This is a genomic window from Microcoleus sp. D3_18_C4 (genome assembly GCF_036702355.1).
In the GTDB taxonomy this organism is placed as follows: domain Bacteria; phylum Cyanobacteriota; class Cyanobacteriia; order Cyanobacteriales; family Microcoleaceae; genus Microcoleus.
The window spans coordinates 38,052-61,034 of sequence record NZ_JAUBTF010000028.1 but is presented as its reverse complement, the minus strand read 5'-3'; the positions used below and the strand labels follow the sequence as shown (position 1 = coordinate 61,034).

At 46.7% G+C, this 22,983-nt stretch carries 16 protein-coding genes; 7 read left to right on the top strand and 9 right to left on the bottom strand.

From position 1 onward, the window contains the following. The first annotated feature begins 184 nt into the window (after positions 1–184). The 4 genes from infB (at position 185) to QUA90_RS15635 (ending at position 6,690) form a co-directional block, all read left to right on the top strand. Positions 185–3,352, top strand: coding sequence for a translation initiation factor IF-2 (infB, locus tag QUA90_RS15650; RefSeq protein ID WP_333446418.1), 3,168 nt, complete (start codon positions 185–187; stop codon positions 3,350–3,352). 554 nt (positions 3,353–3,906) lie between these two features. Then, positions 3,907–4,620 (top strand): low-complexity tail membrane protein, encoded by a 714-nt coding sequence (locus tag QUA90_RS15645; protein ID WP_333446416.1) that lies wholly within the window; start codon positions 3,907–3,909, stop codon positions 4,618–4,620. A 241-nt stretch (positions 4,621–4,861) separates the two neighbouring features. Further along, on the top strand, positions 4,862–5,086 hold the full coding sequence (locus QUA90_RS15640) for a hypothetical protein (RefSeq protein ID WP_333152289.1): 225 nt from the start codon (positions 4,862–4,864) through the stop codon (positions 5,084–5,086). Between the two features lie 422 nt (positions 5,087–5,508). After that, positions 5,509–6,690, top strand: a complete 1,182-nt coding sequence (locus QUA90_RS15635) for a glycosyltransferase family 4 protein (RefSeq protein WP_333446414.1) — start codon at positions 5,509–5,511, stop codon at positions 6,688–6,690. A 156-nt stretch (positions 6,691–6,846) separates the two neighbouring features. On the opposite strand, the gene QUA90_RS15630 is transcribed toward QUA90_RS15635, so the two are convergent. The 3 genes from QUA90_RS15630 to QUA90_RS15620 form a co-directional block, all read right to left on the bottom strand. Further along, positions 6,847–7,974, bottom strand: a complete 1,128-nt coding sequence (locus QUA90_RS15630; protein WP_333385200.1) for a glycosyltransferase family 4 protein — start codon at positions 7,972–7,974, stop codon at positions 6,847–6,849. A gap of 747 nt (positions 7,975–8,721) precedes the next feature. Beyond that, on the bottom strand, positions 8,722–9,930 hold the full coding sequence (locus QUA90_RS15625; protein WP_333328819.1) for a DegT/DnrJ/EryC1/StrS family aminotransferase: 1,209 nt from the start codon (positions 9,928–9,930) through the stop codon (positions 8,722–8,724). A 558-nt stretch (positions 9,931–10,488) separates the two neighbouring features. Further along, positions 10,489–11,064, bottom strand: coding sequence for an alpha/beta hydrolase (locus tag QUA90_RS15620; RefSeq protein WP_333446412.1), 576 nt, complete (start codon positions 11,062–11,064; stop codon positions 10,489–10,491). Between the two features lie 148 nt (positions 11,065–11,212). Here QUA90_RS15620 and QUA90_RS15615 point away from each other — a divergent pair, with 148 nt between their 5' ends. Then, positions 11,213–11,578: a hypothetical protein gene (locus tag QUA90_RS15615; protein WP_333446410.1), complete on the top strand. Its 366-nt coding sequence runs from the start codon at positions 11,213–11,215 to the stop codon at positions 11,576–11,578. Between the two features lie 218 nt (positions 11,579–11,796). Here the strand turns inward: QUA90_RS15615 and QUA90_RS15610 are convergent, their stop codons facing one another. The 4 genes from QUA90_RS15610 to QUA90_RS15595 all read right to left on the bottom strand — a co-directional run bounded on the left by QUA90_RS15610 (position 11,797) and on the right by QUA90_RS15595 (position 15,608). Next, on the bottom strand, positions 11,797–12,105 hold the full coding sequence (locus tag QUA90_RS15610; protein ID WP_333057719.1) for a DUF3493 domain-containing protein: 309 nt from the start codon (positions 12,103–12,105) through the stop codon (positions 11,797–11,799). A gap of 168 nt (positions 12,106–12,273) precedes the next feature. Further along, a complete protein-coding gene (locus QUA90_RS15605) occupies positions 12,274–13,506 on the bottom strand; it encodes a DUF445 family protein (protein ID WP_333213010.1) in 1,233 nt (410 codons plus the stop codon). A gap of 89 nt (positions 13,507–13,595) precedes the next feature. Further along, positions 13,596–14,297: a bifunctional demethylmenaquinone methyltransferase/2-methoxy-6-polyprenyl-1,4-benzoquinol methylase UbiE gene (gene ubiE, locus QUA90_RS15600; RefSeq protein WP_333328825.1), complete on the bottom strand. Its 702-nt coding sequence runs from the start codon at positions 14,295–14,297 to the stop codon at positions 13,596–13,598. 366 nt (positions 14,298–14,663) lie between these two features. Beyond that, positions 14,664–15,608, bottom strand: a complete 945-nt coding sequence (locus QUA90_RS15595) for a response regulator (RefSeq protein WP_333082437.1) — start codon at positions 15,606–15,608, stop codon at positions 14,664–14,666. A 156-nt stretch (positions 15,609–15,764) separates the two neighbouring features. Here QUA90_RS15595 and QUA90_RS15590 point away from each other — a divergent pair, with 156 nt between their 5' ends. Further along, a complete protein-coding gene (locus QUA90_RS15590) occupies positions 15,765–16,859 on the top strand; it encodes a RuBisCO accumulation factor 1 (protein ID WP_333446408.1) in 1,095 nt (364 codons plus the stop codon). Positions 16,860–17,016: 157 nt separating this feature from the next. Here the strand turns inward: QUA90_RS15590 and QUA90_RS15585 are convergent, their stop codons facing one another. Beyond that, positions 17,017–18,024, bottom strand: a complete 1,008-nt coding sequence (locus QUA90_RS15585; protein WP_333328831.1) for a DUF4349 domain-containing protein — start codon at positions 18,022–18,024, stop codon at positions 17,017–17,019. A gap of 166 nt (positions 18,025–18,190) precedes the next feature. Between QUA90_RS15585 and QUA90_RS15580 the strand changes: the two genes are divergently transcribed. Continuing rightward, complete coding sequence (locus QUA90_RS15580; protein ID WP_333446406.1) at positions 18,191–20,647, top strand: ATP-dependent helicase; 2,457 nt, start codon at positions 18,191–18,193, stop codon at positions 20,645–20,647. A 411-nt stretch (positions 20,648–21,058) separates the two neighbouring features. Here QUA90_RS15580 and QUA90_RS15575 read toward each other — a convergent pair whose 3' ends face one another. Continuing rightward, positions 21,059–22,741 carry a tetratricopeptide repeat protein gene (locus QUA90_RS15575; RefSeq protein WP_333229611.1) on the bottom strand — a complete coding sequence of 561 codons (1,683 nt, stop codon included), beginning with the start codon at positions 22,739–22,741 and terminating at the stop codon, positions 21,059–21,061. Between the last annotated feature and the right edge of the window lie 242 nt (positions 22,742–22,983).

The following is a 22,983-nucleotide window of genomic DNA, read 5'->3' as shown; positions in this document are numbered from 1 at the left end:
TTCCCAAACAGACTTGAGAATTCTTCAACCGCAGACTTCAGCGAGTTGCATCTTTTAGATAAAATTGCTGAGCGAGTACCAAAACCCCGATTCCTGACACTGAATCAATCACACCGAATGATGTCGTCATTAGCACAAAAAATCACAATGTAAAAACTGGTTGGCACAAAAGAGGGCAGAGTGGATGAACAACGGCAAAGTAAGAATTTACGAATTATCACGGGAACTAAATTTGGATAATAAAGACATCTTGGCAGTTTGCGAGCGGCTCAATATTTCAGTCAAGAGCCACAGCAGCACAATTACAGAATCCGAAGCAGAGCGCATTCGCAAAACGGCGGAAAAATACGTAGCCAGTAGCCACTCTTCCCCCGGCAAGCCAGCTCCACCCGAAAGAGCAGCAGCGCCATCTAGAGAATCTGGCCCTCACCCTAACGACCAACAAAAAAAGCAGCAAATTTTAGAAATACGCAGTCCAAAAGTACGACCGGCTGGTGCAAACTCCCAGCCTGCAGGCAACGAGGAGAACCAAAATCAGCCGGCGGCAACCGTGGCAACTCCTCCCAAGTCGCCTGCAGCTCAACAACTCCAGCCTCCCGCTAAACCGAATATCAATCGACCTGTACTGTCGAAGCCAAATGTCGCTGTGTCGGCGGCTCCGTCAGAAGTGTCGGAAAATGTAGGTGCGATCGCCCCGGAAACCACTGCCCAGGCTCAGGCACCTGCGGCACCTCAACCGCCCTCGGAAAAGGCTCCAGAACGCACCCCGCAACCACCGATCGCCCCCCCTGCGCCGTCGGCAAAACTCACGTCGCCGCCCGTCAGAGGGGCGTCCGAGTCGGCTAGCCGTACCCCACAAAATCTGGGGAACAAGCCGGTACTCAAACTTGCAAAAACCGAGCAAGAGCAATCAGGACAGTCAGAAACTCTGGAAGCGCCGGCTAAACCCAGCCGCCCCAGCAGACCTGCACCGGGAGCTCCTACCGAATCTCGCGACGCGCAAAGACCGCGCCGGGAAGGCGCTGGTGGTCCAGTCAAAACTCAACTTGCCGATCGACCCCAGCCCGGTGGCCCGCGCCGGAGCCTTGCCCCCGCAACGTCAGCTACCGGGCTGCGTAGCCGCGGCGGTGACACCGGAGCCGCAGGGGATGACACTGATGACAATGAAGAAGATAATACGCCGTTGCTGGGGATTACTCTCCTCGAAAGGCCCTCTCTCCCTCGTCCTGCCAAAAAGACATCGGTCATTTGGGAAGAAGATGATGACGAAAACTCAGATGCTGCCAAAGCTGCCAAGGCTGTTAAGGCAAAACGTTCTCGCCTCAAACCAATAGATGAGGATGACGACGACTTAGAAAACGGCTTGGATATGCCAGCACCAGTCACGGTCAGCCTGTCCCTAGCCCGCCCAGCTAAAGCGAAGTCACAAGCAGCACCCAAGTCAACACCAACTCCGGGCGCACCCGGAAGCAGTGGAAAAAATAAAAGACCGGGCCCTTCTCACGATAAAAGTTCTTCTTCTGGTTCTAGTGGGGGACGCGGCAACCGGGGCAAAACAGCCGAAGCGAAGGTAGAACGTCCAGAAAAGCTGCTGCTGAGCAGACCGATGACCGTTCAGGAACTAGCCATTACTTTGGCAGTTCCCGAAACCGAAATTATTAAGCGGCTGTTCTCTAAAGGAATTGCGGTAAATATTACCGAAACCCTGGACATTCCAGCGGTGAGGATGGTAGCCGAAGAAATGGGCGTAGAGGTGGAAACCCCAGAAAAAGTAGCCCCAGCTATCAAAGTGATCGAGATGCTGGACGCAGCGGATTTGGAATACCTCGAACGCCGTCCGCCAGTCGTAACGATTATGGGTCACGTGGATCACGGTAAAACTACCTTGCTCGACTCGATCCGCAAAACCAAGGTGGCTCAGGGAGAAGCTGGGGGCATTACCCAGCACATCGGTGCTTACCACGTAGATGTGGTACATGAAGGCAAGAGCCAGCAGGTGGTATTTTTGGATACGCCCGGTCACGAAGCCTTTACAGCGATGCGGGCTCGGGGAACACGGGTTACGGACATCGCCATCTTGGTGGTGGCGGCGGACGACGGCGTGCGACCCCAGACAATTGAGGCGATCAGCCACGCGAAAGCGGCGAAAGTGCCAATTGTTGTGGCTATCAATAAAGTTGACAAGGAGGGTGCTCAGCCGGAACGGGTGAAGCAAGAGCTTACTGAGTACGGCTTGGTGGCAGATGACTGGGGCGGTGATATCACGATGGTTCCAGTCAGCGCTATCCGCGGCGAAAACCTGGATACTCTGTTGGAAATGATTCTGACAGTGGCGGAAATGGAAGACCTCAACGCCAACCCGCACCGACCGGCTAAGGGTACTGTGATTGAAGCTCACCTCGACAAGGCAAGGGGGCCTGTGGCAACTCTGCTGGTGCAGAACGGCACTCTGCGAGTGGGCGATATTGTGGTCGCAGGCTCGGCTCTGGGCAAGGTGCGCGCCATGATCGATGACCGGGGCGATCGCGTAGAGCACGCAACTCCATCCTTCGCGGTGGAAGTGCTAGGGCTGCGGGAAGTTCCTCGCGCCGGAGACGAGTTTGATGTCTTCGCAAACGAAAAAGAAGCGGCAGCGATCGCAAGCGGAAGAGCTACCTCCCAACGAGATTCCCGCCTGCTGCAAGGCGGTCGGATCAGCCTCAGTGGCTTCTCTCAACAAGCTAAGGAAGGCGTTCTCAAAGAACTCAACTTGATCTTGAAGGCAGATGTCCAAGGCTCCCTCGAAGCAATTGTGGGCGCTCTGACTCAACTTCCTCAAAAAGAAGTTCAACTCCGACTGCTGCTATCTGCTCCTGGGGAAATTACCGAAACGGATATTGACCTCGCTGCAGCCAGTAATGCTGTAATTATCGGGTTCAATACTACTCTCGCCACCGACGCTCGCCTCGCCGCTGACCAAGCGGGGGTAGACGTGCGGGAATACGGCATCATCTACAACCTCTTGGATGATATTCAAGGGGCGATGGAAGGCCTGCTGGAACCCGAATTGGTGGAAGAACCTTTGGGTCAAGTCGAAGTGCGCGCTGTCTTTGCGATCGGTCGCGGGGCTGTGGCTGGATGTATGGTACTCTCTGGCAAAGTCATCCGTAACTGTAAGGTGCGGGTGCGCCGGGGTAACAATGTCGTTTACGAAGGTGTCCTCGACTCCCTAAAACGGATGAAGGAAGATGCCAAGGAAGTCAATGCTGGCTTTGAATGCGGTATTTCCTTGAGCGGATTTAGCGACTGGGCGGATGGCGATATTATTGAAGCCTACCGGATGGTTACTAAGCGCCGGACTCTCTCTCAATAGTTTTGAGTTGTGAGTGTTGAGCGGGAAGAGAATTTTTGAGCGATCGCAACCAAATGGCCGATCGCTCGCAACTCTTCTCTTCACTCAATACTCCCAAACTCATCTGACAGTTGACAGTTGACAGTTGGCAGTTGGCAGTTGGCAGTTGGCAGTTGGCAGTTGGCAGTTGGTAGTTGGCAGTTGGTAGTTGGCAGTTGGCAGTTGGCAGTTGGCAGTTGGTAGTTGGCAGTTGGTAGTTGGCAGTTGGCAGTTGGCAGTTGGTAGTTGGCAGTTGGCAGTTGGTAATTGACCGAAAGAAGAAGGAAGAAGGAATTAAGAACTTCCTAATCGTCTTTACCCTTGCTTAAAATTTAAAATTCGCTCGCTCAAATAAGAATTACCCAAATAAACCAGATTTCTGCTTGTAAGTCCTCGGTTTGATAGCTAAATATTTACTCCTGGCATCGGATTTCAGAGTCAAGAGTGCATCCCAAAATCTCAAAATCCAAGATTCAAAACTCCTAATTCATAACTCATAATTATTTAAAGTGCGTTCTTTTTGGTCAGATCCTTTTTTGTGGATTCACCTTTCTGGGGCGGCTACACTGCCGATTTTCCTGGGACTGTGCTTGCTGGGACTCGCAGTGGGTTCTCCCCTGCTCCCTGTCTGGTTAGAAATATTTTTAGTGGCTGTAGCCGGTATTGTTCCTGTGCTGTGGATGCAGTGGTTCCGCCCTTTTTACATTTTTAGTATTTTAGTTGTGGCGGTGAAACCGCAGAATTTAACTTCTGTGCAGCAGCAGATTCTGACTCGGTTTAAAACTAAGTTAAATAAAGGACTCGCTCTATTTGTCGCTGTTTTGCTGGCAGTAATTTTGTGGCAGCTTTACCGATTGGCTCCCCTGGCGGCTTCGGTGGCTCCCTTTCCTCCTTCCTGGCGGTGGGCTGGATTGTTGTTGGCAATTGCTGCTTTTTTAGCTAGCAATCTGTTTTTGCAGGTGTCTGCTAGTGTCATGGCGGTTTTGCTGACGCCGGAATCAGAATTTGCAGCGACAAAGCCTCATGTTTTAGAAAAAATTCGGCAGGATTTTACGATCGCGCCTTGGCAAGTCGATCGACTTTTGCCGGCTTTGGCAGCCGAGACAACTGCCGCTGTGGCTGCACCCGCAGAGTCAATTGGGCTAGCATCCAGCATAGGGAATTTGTCAGTCGGCAGTATTGTCAACCCAAAGCCTGCTGACACCAACGGCGTTACATCTCTACCCGAAGAGTTGATCGAAAAAAAGTGAAATAAAAAATTAAGAGGGGGACAATTGTAGTTTAAGCTACTTTAATTTGTACAGATGTATGCTGTGCAAAAAATAGGTAAGGCCCCTCTTCGGATAGAGATTATTAATAGTCTTAATATTTAATTTTTAATCGCAGGTTGTGGATATTTTATGTTGGCTCTTTGGAGAGAAGAATCTATAATAGAGAGTGTCAAGGTCAGCTTTCAATCCTTACAAGGGATTAAAACAGAGGTATAACAATATGGCGAATTATCTACCCATCGCACAAGAACCTCAAGCCGCCGAGCCGATCGAGCTGTGCGAAGATTCTGAAATCTGGGGCAGTCTCAAATCCGCGATCGGTGCAAGTTCAGGATTTCAACGCTGGCAGCTAGAACTCAATTTTGAGCGTCAGCAGCAAAATGCCACCATCGATCAGCAGGTTCGTTCCTATCTGCGAGAAACTTTAGAAACTTTGGCTTATTGAGTACCCTAAAACCAAATATTGTCACGGTTTGTGAATTTTATAGCCCAATTCTGCTGGCATCCCCTCCAATATGCTAAGTGAGTGCCGATAGTGAGTGTCGAGAGTGAGTGTCGATCGCAACTTCGGAGATCAAATTGCAGGGGACAGTATTTCTCCTTACTTAGTCGGGATTAATTTCCGCCTTCTACTGGCAACACCCACTTGAAAAATTCCGAGAAAATTAGCCTGAAAGCCCCCATACAAAGCGACTGCGGCCGCTATCTATTGACGTGCGTGTTGCCGGAACTGTTTATAATAAGGCTGAAGCAAAATAAAATTAATAGTGCGGTTGTGGCGGTACATCAAACCGTCCCCATCAACATACTTACAAACTTTTTGCACCGTAAGTCCTATTAAATAGTCTACAACCAGAGTAGAAGAAAATGCGCTTAGTAATAGTTCAGTATGCCGGCGATTACGCAGAAGCCTTTGAGCGTTTAGCCAAAGGTGGAAGCGAAACATACTACGCTCAAAAATATTCTGTTGATGCCGTCACCGAGATGGCAAAACGAGCGGAGTCAGTAACAGTTATTTGCTGCATGACACCAGAATTTAACGATCGGGTTCTAGAAAACGGCGTGCGGGCGATCGGTTGCGGATTTAATTACAAAATTGATTCCCAAAAATTGATCGAGTTAATTGCCCAGCAAAAGCCGACTCATTTAGTCCTGCGGACGACTTTTCCAGACCTTTTTAAGTGGGCCATTAAAAACGAAATTAAAACCATAGCTGTATTTGCCGAATCTATTGCAACAAAAACTTGGCGCAATAAATACCGCAACTATTTCCTATCCCAATTGTTAAACAACGAGCAAATAGAATGGGTTGGAACTTACGGCATTACTTCATCTTTATTGTTCAAAGAAATAGGAGTAAAAGCTGATAAAATAATTCCCTGGGACTTTCTCTTAGAGACCAATCCCGGCTCTTTGTCCCCGAAAACCATCCCTGCGGACATCAAAAAAATTCAACTTTTTTACGCTGGTTCGTTAGTACAAAGTAAGGGAGTGGGCGATATATTGAGAGCCGTAGCAAAGTTAAGAGAACGGAATAATATATCAGTTCACTTAAAAATGGCAGGTAAAGGTGAAGAGGAGTTTTTTGCCCAGCGAGTCGAAGAGTTGCAAATTAAAGATTGTGTAGATTTTCTGGGAATCGTGCCAACTCAGAGTTTAGAACCTTTAATGAGAGAATCCGATCTCGTGTTAGTTACTAGCAGGCACGACTATCCCGAAGGTTTTCCCCTGACAATTCAGCACGCTTTACGCACTAGAACACCGATAGTAGCTTCGGATCACCCGATGTTTAAAACCCACTTAAAACACGGTATTAATTCGATGATTTTTGAGGCGGGTAACTCTCTGGCTTTAGCAGAATGTATCGAAAAAGTTATTTCGGATTCAGCGCTTTACCACAATCTTTCGGTCGCTTCTCACTCAACCTGGCAGGAGTTGCGTCTGCCTGTCAAATGGGCGGACTTGATCGATCGCTGGCTGGATGATTCTCCTGAAAGCAAACAGTGGTTATTTGAACAACGACTAGCTTCTGGAGCCTATAACTCATGAAAAAGTTAATAATTAGGTCAACCTAATTAAACTTGAGTAGGACTTATATCTAGTCCTGTCATATAACCCTCATCAGGCAAGTCGTGAGGACGAAGAGTCGTTTCTTAAAGATTTTAACAAATAAGGACTCTTCGTCAGTCCTCTCCTATTGAGTTTTTATTTTGCCTGCATTTTTTGCCGAATCTGCTCTCCGCGCCTAGCCGCAACTTTTGGCCAAGTAAACTCCAAAGCTCGCTGGCGGGCGGCGGCTCCCATCTTAGCCCGCAAATCAGGAGAATTAGATAGTTTTCGTAGTGCCTCCACCCAGGCGTCAGTATCGTAAGGAGGAAGAATTATGCCCTCAACGCCATCACGCACAACACCGCCTCCTCCCATCGGTGAAGCCAGAATCGGCAAACCATGAGCCATTGCTTCATAGATAACGAGTGCGCTACCTTCCTCCAGACTGGGAAAGGCAAAAAAGTCAGCTTGGCGATAGGCAGAACTGTAGTCCAAGGCATAATCAAAGTGAACTACATCAGGACGTTTCAGCAAATGGCTGCAAGTGTGAGCAATTGCCGGTTCGAGGGAGCCAAAAATTGTCAGCTTTCCCTTAATCCCAGCTCGCTCCCAAGCCTGTAAGAGCAGGTGAGTCCCTTTGCGGACGCAGGCAAAACCTAGGAAAAGGACGTTAACTTCCTCTGAGGCCGGTTTTTGGGATTGATAATTGGGGAAACGCGACGGCGACCAACCTTCAGTGGTTAACACCAGTTTTTCTTCAGGAACTCCGGCTTCTTGAAATGATTTTACTACTGCCGGACTGGGACAAAACAGAAAGTCAACTAGCTTGAGTTTTTGCTCTTCGGTCTTAATTTTTTCTGGGGTAATTGCGTGTTGAGGTTGCAATTCCAAGCGAGAGTAAGCATCGTCAAGGATACTCTTAGCTTGCTTTTGACAAGTATTAACTCGCTCCCAAAAAATCGGCTTACTTTGCTTGTTAACGCTCTTTACAGTATCTAATGATATAGCGGGCCACAAGTAGGCAACATCAAAATTTTTGATATCTTTGAGAAAACGCTTCTCTGCCTTGATTTTGGGAGCAGTAGGGCTGCGGTAATACAAGTTTGTCAGTAATGACGGAATTGCTTCAACTATATTTGAGTTGCGGCAGGAGCGATCGCAACTCGGGACAACCATGCGAGCATTCAGCTCAGGTTTTTGCCATTCTTTGCACACTGAAAAAAATACGTGGCTGATGGCTCGGTCATTGCAATGAATTGGGAATAAAGCACTCAGTTTTAACATAGGATTCATCTTGAGTTAACTAAAGTTTTTCTACTTGTTTCTAAACACGGAGATAGAAAAATGAGGCTCGGTTTAGAGACCAGTCTTGTTTGATTGAAAAGTAGATTCTGCCGTCTGACAGTGATTGTATGGTGACAACATAACATTAAGTAAATTCACTGACAAGGCCCTGAACCAAAAATTATGTATTTTTACTGTAAAGAATGAAACAGCAGCATCCAAAATGCACTGAAAATTTTTCCAAGATGTTTGGCGTCTTACTAAATAGGGCTTTTCAAGCGTTTTAGATAACGTGGCGATTGAAATTGCTGCTACACATACTGTTCTCCTGGATATTACGTACGAAAATAACTGACCGAAAACATCCAGAGTACAACCTCCCGGATCGCGGCCGCGGATCAGGTCTCACTCACCTGGGCATCCGAGCGAACGGAGAATGGTACAGGCCGCTTTTGTGGCATCTAAAATCTCAAATTTCAAATCTCAAATCCATCGACCGGGTATTAAACCCGGATTTGGTATAGCAGAAGGAACAAGGAAGAAGTTCACCACCCGTGCTCCCTCCTTGGGGGAAATCAGAAGGTAAATGCAATAAAATTAATGGTTTGGGCTATTAAAAACCTCCGGTGGAACCGAAAAGGTTGCTAGATCATTACCTTCCAAAGGGCGTTGTGGAGTTAAAAAACATCCTAGCTGCTTTTCTTAAAAAACAGCTAGGATGTTTGTATGGCAAACTATTTCAGGATTTTAGCCTGCTGTTGCCAAAGCTGGATTCTTAGTTTTGCCGATCGCCAAACATTTTTTAACAGCAGCAATTACATCTTCCACATCTGCATCTGTTAATTTTGCCGAAATCGGCAAGCTAACTGTATGCCGCCCAATGTAGCCAGCATTCGGATAATCTTCGGTATGCCATCCAAACATTTTTTGATAGACAGGATGTTCCGGCATACTCATATAATGTACGCCGACACCGATATTTTCAGCATTGATAGCGTCGAGAAATTCGTCGCGGCTGATTCCAGTTTTGGCTTCATCTACCAGGATGGTGTACAGGTGATAAGCATGAATTGTATCCGGTTCGGAGTTGGCTGGCAAAGTAATCGGCAAATCCGCAAATGCTTCGTTGTAGCGCTGCCAAATCTGCTCCCGCCGCTGCCAGTAAGGCGTGACTCGTTTCAATTGATGAATGCCGATCGCAGCTTGCAGATCCATCATATTGTATTTAAAACCGACTTCCACCACTTGGTAGTGCTTGTAACCCGAGTCGCTGAAGCGCTTCCAAGCATCTTTGCTCATACCGTGCAGCGCTAAAATGTTGAGCCTGTCGGCGTCTTCTTGACTGGCGGCCAGAATCATTCCTCCTTCCCCGGTCGTAATGTTTTTGGTGACATAAAAGCTGAAGCATCCGAAGTCGCCAAATGTGCCTGCTTTCCGTCCCTTGTACTCTGTTTCGATCGCGTGAGCACAGTCTTCAATTAACTTCAAGTTGTGACGGCGAGCAATCTCGCAAAGCGCATCCATATCGCAGGGACGACCTGCGAAGTGAACCGGCAAAATTGCTTTAGTTTTTGAAGTGATTTTAGCTTCGACTTGAGCCGGGTCAATATTCATTGTCACCGGATCTACATCCGCCAATACCGGTGTTGCCCCGGCGTGGATGATGGCATTAACTGTAGCGCAAAAAGTCATCGGAGTAGTAATGACTTCATCCCCCGGTTCCAAGCAAGCAGCGAGGACGCTCAAGTGCAGTCCCGCCGTACAGGAATTGACTGCAATCGCGTACTGGGAACCCTTGTAAGCATTAAATTCGTCTTGAAACTTCCTGACTTTAGGGCCTGTACCCAACCAACCTGTTTTCATGGTTGCCACCACTTCTTGAATTTCAGCATCTTCGATCGCCGGAGCACCGAAAACCAAGAAACGGTCTTTTGAACGAATAGGATTGTTGTTCATGTTGCTAGTCTTACCCAGTAAGTAAACTTGATCAAATGGAAGTGTTAATGAATGCAGTATCAGCGTTTTTTATCCAGATCTTTTGCTAATACCTTGTATAATGGCATCTTTTGTATAACAAGCTTACTAATGACAAGCCGTTTTTTCGCAAGCGCCTGACCCTGACAGAATTTATATATTTTAAGATAGAGAATCTCCAATGTCCAGTAGATCGTATTTCAGTTTATGGGTGATACACAAGCTCTTACCCGCATTTTTTACTTTAAATATTTTTTTTTAAAAAAGTTTTCTTTCTCTATAAATTTTTTGTAAGATGTCGAACATCTATCCAGAGAAAGATTTGACAGCGAAGTTATTTGATTTGTGATTTTTAATTTTAGAATTAGGAATGACAGATTCCCGTGAGGTTTGGAGCTTGGGTGGAGTTAGATTTTGTTTTAACTCGTGTAAAAATTAGGCAAATTTTGCACAAAAAAAATGTAACTCCCCTGTAATTGATGCAGGTTCAGCAACATTCTGCGATCGCTCGAAGCAATCAACCGTCCTTGACCAAATCCACTACAATCGAGGCAGACGAATCTTGTTCAAAATGTCTTGCAGCCGTTCTGAAACGCCGCCCAATTGTTCTGACAAAGCTACAAGTTTGCCGTAAGCTTCAACTAAGCGATCGCCCTCAACATAAACTTCTGAATTCGGATAATTCTTCATCGCTTCCAGCAGTGTAATCTCGTTATCATTAGTTGCAGACAGCACCAAGGCCTCGCGCAAAGCTTCTCGATTTGCATTCCCAGAAGGAGTGCGAATTACCTGACCCACTTCATCGAGAATTATTTCGCCAACCTTGCTGTTAAGCGTCCGATCCAAAAAGCTTTGACTGACTTTCACTGATCTCGTCAGACTGTTGCGAACCGCTTCCGGGTCTTTTTTTGCTTTTCCCAGCAGCATTTCTAACGCGGGCGACATTTGCCCAGTTTCTGCAAAAATTTCTAATTCGCTGACGGGTAAAGTCATTCGGATCACACTGTATTTGAGCACTACCTTTTCGGCAGCCTCCGCAGCATTACTGTAAAATACAATTCCCGCGCCTGCTGCTAAAAATAACGTCCACCGCTTTTTGAAAAATGATCGACCCATAGTCAAATCTCCTAACATCTTTTTCTACTTCGACTTTGACACATCTCATTAGTTACTGCACAGGCTCAGGTCTTCGGCAAATGCCAAATTATTCGATCGCCCCAGCACTTATACCATTTTAGATTTTAGATTTGAGAATTGCGAATTAATGAGGACGATCGTGGTTTCCAGCATCGGCCAAGAGTTGCATGATTTTTGGGAACTGGTATTCCCTATATCGGATGCTAGGCAAAAAACTCGGTTCCGGGCGCTGCTACTGGCCTCTTTGAGATTTGAGATTTGCGAATTAGTGAGGACGATCGTGGTTTCCAGCATCGGCCAAGAGTTGCATGATTTTTGGGAACTGGTATTACCTGCATCGGATGCTAGGCAAAAAACTCGGTTCCGGGCGCTAGTACGGGATTTAGACTCTGTGCGCGGTGCACACCCTACTGATTCTATCTCCCCAGCTCCTGAGCCTACCAAAATGCCGAACGCCAGCTCTTCTATCAGTGAAGGCTGGCGCTGGGCTTAAATTTATTTTATATATTTAGGGTCTTTATGAAAGCTGACCCCAATTGAACGAATTACAAGCGGTTTATGATTAGGGCCTTTAAATTTGCTGACCCCAATTGAAGCCACATCATTATCATTACAGGGATCGCTGGCAAACCAGGATTTCATAATAATTTCTTTATATTTCTAACTTTTCCTTGCGTCAGATAGATATTTGTCTCGATTTATAAATTTTTGTTACTTCGACTTCGGGGATCGGCCCTCGGCGCGCTGCTCCCAGCGAAACAGGAACACCATCAGGGCCACAACTCCGACTTGGAGGGCAAAATTAGGCAAAGCCGAACCAATTTCCCGGCCAGAGGCAATTTTAGCGAGGAAAACCAAGCCGCCGATAAAGCCCGAAGCGCCACAAGCTACGTAAACAAACTGTCGCAGAGGCCGGTAGGGAGTGGCCATTTCTGCGGTTAAACGCTCGTATTGTTGGCGGCTGAGGTTGCGAGGGTTTTTTGGGATGTTTGTGCGATCGTCCGAATTTGGGGCTGGCATAGATTTAGAAAATAAGTAAATTAGGATTGGGCCACAAAAACCCGGTTTATACCAAAAATCCTCTGGCTTAGGTAGCAAATACTAGGGAAAAACCGGGTTTTTGGTACTTTGGGCGCAAGTTGAGTGAATATTAGACTACAACAAATATCTCACAACTGCCGAAATACATCACCGCTGAAGCAAAAGCACAACTGTCTGCAAACAGCCGACAAAAACGCCCAAAATGCCTCCTAAATTTACAATTCCCTGCAACTCGCTTTTGACAATTCCCTGAATTGCTAACTCCAGCTCTTCAGGAGAAGTACCTTTGACTCGATCGACAATCACCTGGTCAATATTCAAAATCGGGATAGCCTGAGCTACAATATTTTCTAAATCCCGCTCTAAATAACGCTCTAAAACCAAAGCCAGTTCTTTGCTGACAATTTCCAGGGAAGCGCTCATCACCGCTGAAGTTTGCAAGCGATTGAGAATCAACCGCGAAATATTTTCCCAGTCAATAGATTTGCTCAACCCCTCAAGTACATCTGTACCCCGCTGTTGAACATAGCTGCGAACACTGTCGCGCATAGTTTTTCGCAACTGTCTCACAGTCGAAACCGGTAAATTTTGCATCGACAAATTTTGCAGCCATTCCTGAATTCGCCCGCGAATCCCCAAAGAAATAGTTAACTCTGCTAAGCGCTGATTTGTGGCTTCTCTGTCATCCAGACAAAAAGTCCGCAGCCGAGTTAAAGTGTTCCGCAAACCAAACAAATTTGCTACTACCCAATAAGTGCCGCTGGTTTTTTCTCGAAACCCTTCATCGATGATCGAAATATTGCGATCCGTCAAAAAGTCAATTAAAGCCTGCCGCAGCACTTCCGGTGGTATTACTACCTGCAACAACCACTCAGCAAGCTGAGCCGCCTGAGCTTCCGTTAGCTGAATCTCCAGCAAAACTTGATCAAAAATTTGATTTAGCTGAGCTTCTAAAAAATCTTCCCGGCGCGCCAAAACTTTGAGAATTCGCGGCACAGATTCCCCCAGTAAATCTCGCAAAATGTTAGCGAGAATTTTAGCGGTTTTTTGCTCTGCGTCTGCTTTTACCTGATCCAGCGCCAACTGCAACAACCAGAGAATCACCGACTGCATCCGCTCGGTTTGCAGGAGGCGGCGCGCTAAGTTTTGCAGTTCCTGTGGCGTCAGCAGCGAACCCATAATTGTGTCGGAAATTCGCTTTGCTAAACGCTCTTGGTTGCGGGGGATCAAGCCGGGAGTGAAAGGCAACTTCCGCCCTTTGATATAAATCGCTCGATAGGGGCGGAACAGCATTTTGATAGCTATATCGTTAGTGAAATAGCCAATAATTCCTCCCACTACAGGTGGGGCCAACAACAGCCAAATGTCAGACGGATTCATCAATAATTGGGAATTGGGAATTGGGAATTGTTGATTGTTGACTGTTAACTGTTGACTGTTGACAACTGACCACTGACCACTGACAACAGTCAACTGACTAATACCAATACTCCCATCATAGCTCCGGCAATGGGGTAGTGGGTGGCGGTGGCAAATCCGGCTTTGTTGGCGATCGCGACTTGCTCCTGGCCGATCGGGAATTTTTCTAAACTAGGATTAATGTAAGCATATTCTTGAGTCATTCCAAATTGCTGAGCAATGGGCACTACGAGACTGTCTAGATAAAACTGCTGAAAGCTCCGCATTAGGGAATTGCTGGGGCGGTGGAGGTCGAGAATAGCTGCTTTGGCACCGGGTTTGAGTACGCGGTGCAATTCCTGAAGACTGCGGGGGATGTCAGTCACGTTACGCAGGCCGTAACCCATTGTGGCGCAGTCGAAGTAATTGTCAGCAAAAGGCAAGTCTAGGGCGTCAGCTTCTACCCAGGAAATGGGACTTGCAGGGGTGAGAAAAGGTCGATCGCGCTTGGCCGCCACGGCCAATTGTTCGGCGGAAAAATCTACTCCAAATACGCAACCGGTCGGCCCTGCTTGTTTAGCCAGCAACAAAGCTAGATCCCCGCTACCGCAGCACAAGTCTAAACAAGTATTTCCGGGGCCAGCACTGCTCCATTTCACCGCCATTTGCTTCCAAATCCGGTGTTGCCCAAAACTCAACCAGTCGTTCAATTGATTGTAAACTGGTGCAATTCGATTAAATATAGTTTTAATTTGTTCTGCGTTATTAGTCATTAGTCATTGGTGATTGGTAATTTGTAATTGGTGGCTAGTTTGTCATCACGTAAAAACAATTAATCCGTGCATTCATGTCATGCTGTCGCCAGTCATTAATGCTTTGTATTGTTAGCTATCCGCGAGATTTTGTCTTGAATCCTTCGTTTGCTATTATTTTCAACTCAAGACAGAGAGCCGACTAATAACTAATGACTGACAACTAATGACTGATGACCCCGCCCAAAAACAGGTACAAGCTCCCGACAATTGTCGTGAATATTCCAAAATTTTAGACTTTTGTTCAAGCTCCAAGATTCACTGCGCTGCAAGTAAATCTAAAATCTAAAATCTAAAATCTAAAATCTAAAATCGACTGACTGATGACTAATGACCCTGAAAACTCGTCAATACCAAAGCAACTTCTTGAGCGGCGAGGTGAACTGTTGTGAGTTCGTCGGGGCGCAGGGAACAAGGTTGCTTCCACTGCATGGAAATCAGGGCGATCGATCGACCTTTGTGAACCACCGGGATGGTCAGGTGAGCTTGAATGCCGGATTTCTGATAGTGCGGCAGACTCGCTAGGTTTGTGTCGAGTCCAATATTCACAGCACCCTGAATAGTTTGAGAGGTAATTGCTTCTCGAACCAGAGGATCATCTGCCAGCCAATTTTCCACAGGTGAACCAGTGGTGTGACAGCCTTGGAGTGGCATCAAAACATTTCCGTCCACCAGTTGCAAAATGCAACAGTCCGCCAAAAAATTATCACTTATCGCAGTAGCAATTGGCTCTAAACTTGCTTCCAAACTCGGATAATCCACAGCCGTTTGCATAATTGTTGCTAACAGTTGTATTTGATTTTGGGCGCGATCCAATTCCTCAGTCCGCTGCTTGAGAATTTCATAAGTCTCGGCCGCTTTTTGCACCACCATTTTCAATTCGTTCGGGTCCCAAGGCTTAGTGATATACTTGTAAACCTGTCCTGAGTTAATCGCATCCACCAAGTCTTCAATGTCCGTAAAACCAGTCAAGATAATTCTGACCGTATTCGGAAACTGGGGTACGGTTTTGCTCAAAAACTCCGTCCCCTTCATTTCGGGCATCCGCTGGTCGGAAATGATGACGGCGACCTCGCCTTCGATGCCGAGGACTTCCAAGGCGCGAATTCCGCTCTCAGCTTTGAGCACGTTAAAATCTCGTCGGAAAGTGCGGTAGAGTAAATCCAGATTGTCTGGTTCGTCGTCTACTACCAGCATTTTGGGCTTTTTCGGTCTGTGTAGGGTCATGAGCTGGCGTTTAATTTGATCTAGCTCTGAAATGGCATTATCCATAACAATACGATAAACTCCCCTTTGTAAATTTAGGCGAGCAACTATTCTGTAACAATAGTCTCATAACTCACTTACTATTAATCTATCGCTCTGCCGCGACACGAGCCTTGCCAGTATCCAACCACACATAACTTAGCGCTAGTTTTTGATTCAATTATGACTGATACACCGCAAGATTCATCCCCTCCTGCATCTGCATCCTCCACAACTGCTGTGGATGCCGAAAAGTTAATTCGATCGCTCCGCCGCAAAGAAGGCACTTGGGTAGAGTGGGGACAGGCCTGCACAGCACTGCTAAAAGCTGGCTACAACTCTCAAAGGATTTTTGAAGAAACTGGTTTTGAGCCAATTCAGCAAAATCAAGTAAGCGTCGCAGCCCAAGTCTACACCAGCATGGTAAATGCTGGGGCTTCAGAGGAAGTTCGATCGCACTTTTTGGGCAAAGGTAGCGATATCTTATACGAGTTTCGGATTCTCTCTCAAGTAGAGCGTGCCGGGGCGGCTGCTTTGATGCTAACCCACAATTTGGATGTTGACGATGCTCGCCAAGTTGCTAAAGCGATCAAGGAGTTTTCGCACTTCGGGAGTCTCCCCCAAGGGTTCACAGACACTCCCGGCGATGCTATGGCTTACCAATGCTGGCAATTAGCGAGACAGAAAAGCGATTTGCAAGAGCGATCGCGCTTAATTGCTCGCGGTTTAAAATTAGCTAGCAGCCCAACCGCTAGGGCGCAAATCGAGCAGTTGCTCGTTGATTTTACCGTAGTTTCCAGACGGGAAGCGCCCCGCTTGCCCGTCTACCGGCTGGATACCGAAGAACAATTGCCGCGCGTTGTCCCGGTTGTGGGCAAATTGCCGCTTTCTACGACAGATTTGCTGGCAGTGCCTTTGCCGGAGGAAATCGAGCCGTTCCGAATGGTAAAATTTTCTGGAGCCGGAGCTTGGGTGGCGATTCCCGGATGGCAGGTAATTTTGAACGCTGAAGATCCGGTGGCTGTTTTGGAAATGAGCGATCAATTGCCGGTACCGCTGCAAGGCAAAGTTGAAGAAGTTTTGATTATTGCCGATCGAGCTCAAAGACAGTGGGATGCTGACAGTTATTTCCTCGCAGATAACGCTGGCAATTTAGAATTGTACTGGTTTGAACAATCCCCAGATATTCCTATTTTGGGGCGAGTTGTGCTGGTGATGCGTCCGAAAAAGATTGTCGATGAAGACTATACCAAAGATGGATGGCAAATTGATGATTAGTCAGTGGTCAGTTGTCAGTGGTCAGTTGTCAGTTGTTAGTTGTCAGTTGTTAGTTGTCGTTGGTTTTAAGAACGGGTTCTCCGGCCGTTCCACAATACATAAATTTTACGTGGGTGGAATGACTAATGACTAATGACTAATGACTACTGACTACTGACTACTGAGGCGGTTTCGGTTCTTGAATTGTCGGAACAGAATGCTGTTTCTTAAATCGATTAAAGCCGTAAACCGCAGCCCCAATTAACAGCAAATAAGGACTGTAAGCCAACAGCCAAATACCCAAACCAAACAAACCCAGCGTCAATTCACCCACAGAATGAGTCGCTTTCCCCCAAGTTTCCTGCACGCGCAAACCTAGAGAAGGTTCGGGAGTTTGTTGAGCCGATACTGCTGCTTCTAGAGTTAAGCTAATAGTCGAATAGGCTACTTGATTTCGCAAACTTTTTAACTGAGCGTCAATGCGTTCGATCGACTCCCGAATATTGCTCAACTCTTGAGCAGCTTTGAGCACGTCGCCGACAGAGCCAGAGCGCTCCATAATTTTTAACACCATTTCCTCTGATTTGCGAAGGTTTCGCAGCCTAGCCTCGCTGTCAACTAATTGATCGGTAACATCCTCAGCCGTCAGAGAACGGTTCTCTACAGTTCCGAGTTTTGCCAAAGCGTCTAAAGTCGTTTCTAAACGTTCTTGAGGCACGCGAATCTCCACAGAAGCCGTTTGGCGGACACTCGAATCCGGGGGCTTTTGATTTTGAAAACCCAAGATATCGCCTTGCTGTTTTTCGACAATATTAGTAACAGATTTAGTGCTGGCGTCAATAGATTTGACCACTACACTGAGTTGGGCTTTTTTAATCAGTTGAGGACGGGTTGCGGTCGTTTCTGCTGCTTTTTTTGATGCACCAGGAGTTTTTGACCTCTGGGCTGCTGGCTCCGGTGCTGGTGCCGATTGTGGAGCCGATGCGGCAACTTGGTTTTCACGGATGCTGGGTGAATCTGCGCCGCCTGGAGCGCTGCTGGTCAGTTGAGATCCTCCGCAGCTAGGCAAAGCAATGGCTGAAGATAAAGTTAAGAATACCGCCACAGCAAAACGAGTTGTGCTGCTGTGGGCTGAGTTTGGGTTTGGCTTGGGCGGGGGGGAATTGATTTTGAGGTTAGTTTTCATTTGGGTGATTCCTATAAAAAAGGCTTAGGTATTGAATTTTATGCTGGTTTTAATTTAAGCTCGAATAGATAGTGTTAGTTTAGCCGATACCGAAATGGAAACGGTAGAGGTTGAATATTTTTTTATTTTTAACCGCAGATGAACGCAGATAAACGCGGATGTAATAATGACTGATGAATTTGATACTGATTTTATGCGATCGACAACGAATATCGATCGCCCTGGCAACATTTCCTCTGGGTTAGACTCTGCCGTGGTTTTGCGAGAACAAGCTTGCCTTAAAATTCGCGAAAGCTTGCGTGCGGGCCAGCAGGACATGGCGGATTGGCAAGGCGGCCCCCTTGCTGTTTCGGCGGTTCCGGGGGCCGGGAAGTCTACGGGAATGGCTGCTGCGTCGGCCATTGCGATCGCCCGCAACGGGCTTCACAGTCGCCGTCAGTTAATTGTCGTGACATTTACGCGATCGGCTGCTGCTAATATTAAAGCTAAAATTCGGGAAAGATTGGCCCAATTGTCTTTATCTCAAGGCGGTTTTGCGGTGCACACTTTGCACGGTTTAGCTTTGAATATTGCGATGCGACATCCTGATTTGTCGGGTTTAAATTTAGAAAATTCAACCTTAGTTACTCCCACTCAAAGTCACCGATTAATTCGTACCTGTGTAGAACTTTGGATTGCCGAAAATCCCCGCCGATATCAAGTTTTGCTGGAAGGACAGCAATTCGACGGAGAGGAAACGGAGAGGCTGCGGCGACAATCGGTTTTGCGGACGGAAATTTTGCCGCAGGTAGCTAAAACTGTGATTCACGAGGCGAAATCTTCTGGTTTATTTCCCGAACAGTTGTTAGAAATGAACGCTCTTGATACTGGGGATGGTTATGAGATTTTAGCGGTAGCTGGGGGTTTATATCAAAAATATCAGGCTTTGTTGAGGAGTCGGGAATTCATCGATTACGACGAAATGATTTTAGCCGCTTTGCGGGTGTTGGAAAATCCGAGGGCGAGGGCGATCGAGCAAAAGCAAGTATTTGCCGTTTTTGAGGACGAAGCGCAGGATTCGACACCGTTGCAGACTCGGCTTTTGGAAACATTGGCGATCGATCCCGATCGTCCTACTTTACCTCCCAATTTTATCAGAGTTGGCGACCCAAATCAAGCGATTAATTCTACTTTCACTCCCGCAGACCCGATTTATTTTAACCAATTTTGCGATCGGTGCGAAGTAGAAAATAAGTTAGCGACCATGGACGGCGCAGGCCGTAGTACCCAAGTGATTATCGATGCAGCTAACTTTATGTTGCAATGGGTAAATAGCTCAAAATTAGCGGGAACGGAACAGCCTTTTCGCGACCAAACTATTAAGCCAGTACCCAGCCATGACCCGCAGCATAATGCCAATCCTGATCCCATTGGTGGAGGATTAGAATTGCATACTCCCCGCGATATTTACCATACAATTGAGTTAATTGGCAAGCGGGTAATAGAGTTAGTAGAAGAATTTTTACCGGCAGAGTTTGAATTTGGAATAAATGGCAAAAATATCGAATCAGGCGGTGAAGCTAGCGAGGGTGAAAATAGTGCCAAATTGCCGTTAGAAAATCTGAAATCGATGGCTATTTTGGTGCGGGAAAACAAACAAGGTAAGTTTATCAAAGAAGTGCTAGAAAATCCTAAAAAGCACGGATTAAGCTTTGATTTGCACCAATATGGGATTAAAATTGAGGATGTGGGAGAACGGGACAGACATTCTCAAGTACCTTGGGAAATCTTAACACTGCTGCAATTTCTCGATCGCCCGCACTCTCCAGACTACCTAAAAGCAGCCTTAAAGATTTTGAGCGATCGGCAGCTCATCCCCAAACAAGACTACAATGCTTTTGCTACCAGCCCCGAACAATTCCTTTACCCAGGCCCCCTAGACCCCCAGCAGTCAGACCCCGTTCGCAAATGCCGCTATTTTTGCTGCGGTTTGCTGCAAGCTAGCTTAGAATTGCCACCATACCAAATCATTTCATTCTTAGCCTTAGCGCTGCAATACGACCAAACAGAATTAGCCACGGCCGACAAATTAGCAGAACGAGTAGCAATCCAAACAGCCGGCAACAATTCAATGCGGAATATTTTGGATGTACTAAGCGAAATTGTCAGTTCCGAAAGATTTGAACCTGTGGATGCAGACGACAAAATAGAAGAACGCTATACCAGCAAAGGTCAACTAACAATTATTACCATGCACAAAGCCAAAGGATTGGATTGGGACTGCGTATTTTTGCCGTTTCTGCACGAACAAACCATCCCCGGAAATTTGCGAGTTTTGCCGCAAGCCCGATTTTTAGGAGATTTCACTTTAGCAGAGGTAGCGAGAGCGCAGATTCGAGCAAGTTTGCACGAAAAATATCCTTTACCAAATCTAGGCGAAGCCTGGGAACAAGCAGGTTATTTGAAAACAGCAGAAGAGTTTCGACTGCTGTATGTGGCGATGACGCGAGCAAAAAGCTTGCTGTGGATGGCGGCGGAGAAAAAAGGGCCTTTTACTTGGAACAAACCAGAGAATTTACAGGAGCAAAAACCTTGTCCGGTAATGCCTGTTTTGAAGCAGAGATTTCCGAGTAATGCTATATAAAAGAAGTCATAATTAAGCTGAGGTGCATCAGCTTATCACAAGTTATCTGGCGTTAGAAAATCCCTATCTTTGTCGCATAATCAACTTAATTCGATTGTTAATTGTTGTTCATTTAAATTGTATGTTGAGGGCGGGCATTCCGGCCCAACCCCTACTTCCCACAAGAGTGAAAATTTATTTTACCATGCAATTTATACCAATTTTAAAAAAGAATGCAACAGTATTCTTGTTCCCCCCGCAATGCAGCGGGGGGGCTAAGGGGGTCGAAGAGTGTTGCACGATTTTAGAGAAATGGTATTAAATGCGGATTAGCTGATTTGCAGGGGGAAGTTTAGGTTAAAACTTTACCCCAGCGCAGCGTTACGAAGAACAAAGCAATTTCAAAACTCAAAAATTTTTGTCAATTTCCCCTCACCACTTTCCTGACATCGTACCCTTAAGTCTCAATTCTTCTCGACTAACTAGAGCTTCGTAGTAATCTGGTTTGATTTCGAGGGCGACTCCGTAAGAGCTAATGGCATCTTGAGTTCGCTGCAATTTTTGCAAAACGTCGCCCCGCTGCGCCCAAGCTTCCCAGTTGTCTGGCTTGAGTTGAATCACTTGGTCAAAAGCGACGAGTGCTTGGGAATAGTTCTGCATTTCCCCTAGGATCAGACCTCGCTGTACCCAGCCTTGATAGTTATCGGGCCAGACAGTAATTGCTCGATCGTATGATGCTAGAGCTTGTTCGTACTGCTGCAATTTTGACAAAGCGTTGCCGCGTTTCAACCAAGCTTCAAAATTGTCTGGCACGATTTTTAGGACGCGGTTGTAAGCTGCGACGGCTTCTTCGTAACGCTGCAATTTTTCCAGCGCGGCGCCTTGCTGCAACCCTACTTTTGATGTAATTTCTGCTTCTGAAGTCAGAGAGATTACTTTATCAAAACAGGCGATCGCTTCTTCGTATTGCTGTAATTTTTCCAAAGCTTCGCCTCGCAAGTTCCAAGCTTCTAGAAAATTACCTTCAATTTGTAGGGCATTGCTGTAAGCGATAATTGCCTCTTTGTAGCGTTCCAATCCTGCCAGGGCGATGCCTCTACCCAGCCAAGCTTCGGGAAAATTCGGATTAATTTGAACGGCTTGGTCAAAAGCAGCGATCGCCCCTTCAAAATCTCTCGATTCTGACAGTGTTTGACCGCGCCCGATCCATGCTTCGGGATAAAAAGAATTAATTTGAATTGCCCGATCGAAACAAGCAATTGCCGCGTCTGCCCACTGGTGTTTGAGGGCCATTCCTTTATAAAACCAAGCTTCGCAGTCGTTGGGCTGCATTTGCAGTACGCGATCGTAAGCTGTCACCGCTTCTGCATATTTGTGCAATTTTGCTGAAGCAATGCCCCGATTGAACCAAGCCAGACTATTTTGTGGTTGCAGTTGAATGGCGCGATCGTAAGAAGTTACAGCTTCAGCGTAGCGTTCGGCTTTCATTAAAGCCAAACCTCGGTTCAGCCAAGCTTCCCAATTAGTCGGGACAAGTTTCAGCGCGCGCTCGAAAGCAGCCACCGCTTCAGGATAGCGCTCTGCTTGAACCAACACGTTGCCTTGCCGATACCACATGGCGGGTAAATTCGGATGAAGTTGGGTTGCTTTTTTGTAACAGGTTGCGGCTGCATCCCACTGCTGCAATTCCTCTAAAACTCTGCCGCGCTGATACCAAGCTTCGTGCTTTTCTGAATTTATTTGAATTGCGGTGTCGAAAGCGGCGATCGCTTCTGAGTGATTTTGCAAACTTAACAGCCCTGTGCCGCGCAGCATCCAAGCCCAGTATTCTTCGGGATTAATTGCTGTAGCTCGATCGGCGCAGGCTACGGTTTCTGCGTAGGAATGCAGTTGCTTGTAAGCTTTGCCCAGATTCAGCCACGCCCTGGCCCAGTCCGGCTTGATTTGAACCGCTTTTCCGTAGCAAAGGACTGCCGCTTCGTACCTTCCTGCGGCGTACAATCTATTGCCCCGATCGTAATCTGGAAATGCTGCAAAAATTCTTAAAATCGGTGGCAGCAGAGCTGGTTGGGGGTTTGAGGAGTTTTCAGGAGCCGAAGTCGAGAGGTCTGGCATACGCCTTGCACATAAAAAATTTAGTGGGATAACAAGCTTGCGGTCTTATATATTAACTTATGCTTTTCTTAATCTCGCTGCTGTTTTGAAACAAATTTAGCATATCAGGCTGGGTGCGACCAATCATTTTTACTTAATTCTAGTAGGTATAAAATTATGCACCCCTCCCACTTTGGGTACACCCCTGTAAGATACGGTCAGTCGATTTTCGATTTTCGATTTTCCATTTTCGATTGACCGAA

Coding starts and splice junctions, on each gene's coding strand:
- infB (WP_333446418.1), top strand. CDS start 185: ATGAACAACGGCAAAGTAAGAATTTACGAATTATCACGGGAACTAAAT.
- QUA90_RS15640 (WP_333152289.1), top strand. CDS start 4,862: ATGGCGAATTATCTACCCATCGCACAAGAACCTCAAGCCGCCGAGCCG.
- QUA90_RS15635 (WP_333446414.1), top strand. CDS start 5,509: ATGCGCTTAGTAATAGTTCAGTATGCCGGCGATTACGCAGAAGCCTTT.
- QUA90_RS15630 (WP_333385200.1), bottom strand. CDS start 7,974: ATGTTAAAACTGAGTGCTTTATTCCCAATTCATTGCAATGACCGAGCC.
- QUA90_RS15625 (WP_333328819.1), bottom strand. CDS start 9,930: ATGAACAACAATCCTATTCGTTCAAAAGACCGTTTCTTGGTTTTCGGT.
- QUA90_RS15620 (WP_333446412.1), bottom strand. CDS start 11,064: ATGGGTCGATCATTTTTCAAAAAGCGGTGGACGTTATTTTTAGCAGCA.
- QUA90_RS15615 (WP_333446410.1), top strand. CDS start 11,213: ATGAGGACGATCGTGGTTTCCAGCATCGGCCAAGAGTTGCATGATTTT.
- QUA90_RS15610 (WP_333057719.1), bottom strand. CDS start 12,105: ATGCCAGCCCCAAATTCGGACGATCGCACAAACATCCCAAAAAACCCT.
- QUA90_RS15605 (WP_333213010.1), bottom strand. CDS start 13,506: ATGAATCCGTCTGACATTTGGCTGTTGTTGGCCCCACCTGTAGTGGGA.
- ubiE (WP_333328825.1), bottom strand. CDS start 14,297: ATGACTAATAACGCAGAACAAATTAAAACTATATTTAATCGAATTGCA.
- QUA90_RS15595 (WP_333082437.1), bottom strand. CDS start 15,608: ATGGATAATGCCATTTCAGAGCTAGATCAAATTAAACGCCAGCTCATG.
- QUA90_RS15590 (WP_333446408.1), top strand. CDS start 15,765: ATGACTGATACACCGCAAGATTCATCCCCTCCTGCATCTGCATCCTCC.
- QUA90_RS15585 (WP_333328831.1), bottom strand. CDS start 18,024: ATGAAAACTAACCTCAAAATCAATTCCCCCCCGCCCAAGCCAAACCCA.
- QUA90_RS15580 (WP_333446406.1), top strand. CDS start 18,191: ATGACTGATGAATTTGATACTGATTTTATGCGATCGACAACGAATATC.
- QUA90_RS15575 (WP_333229611.1), bottom strand. CDS start 22,741: ATGCCAGACCTCTCGACTTCGGCTCCTGAAAACTCCTCAAACCCCCAA.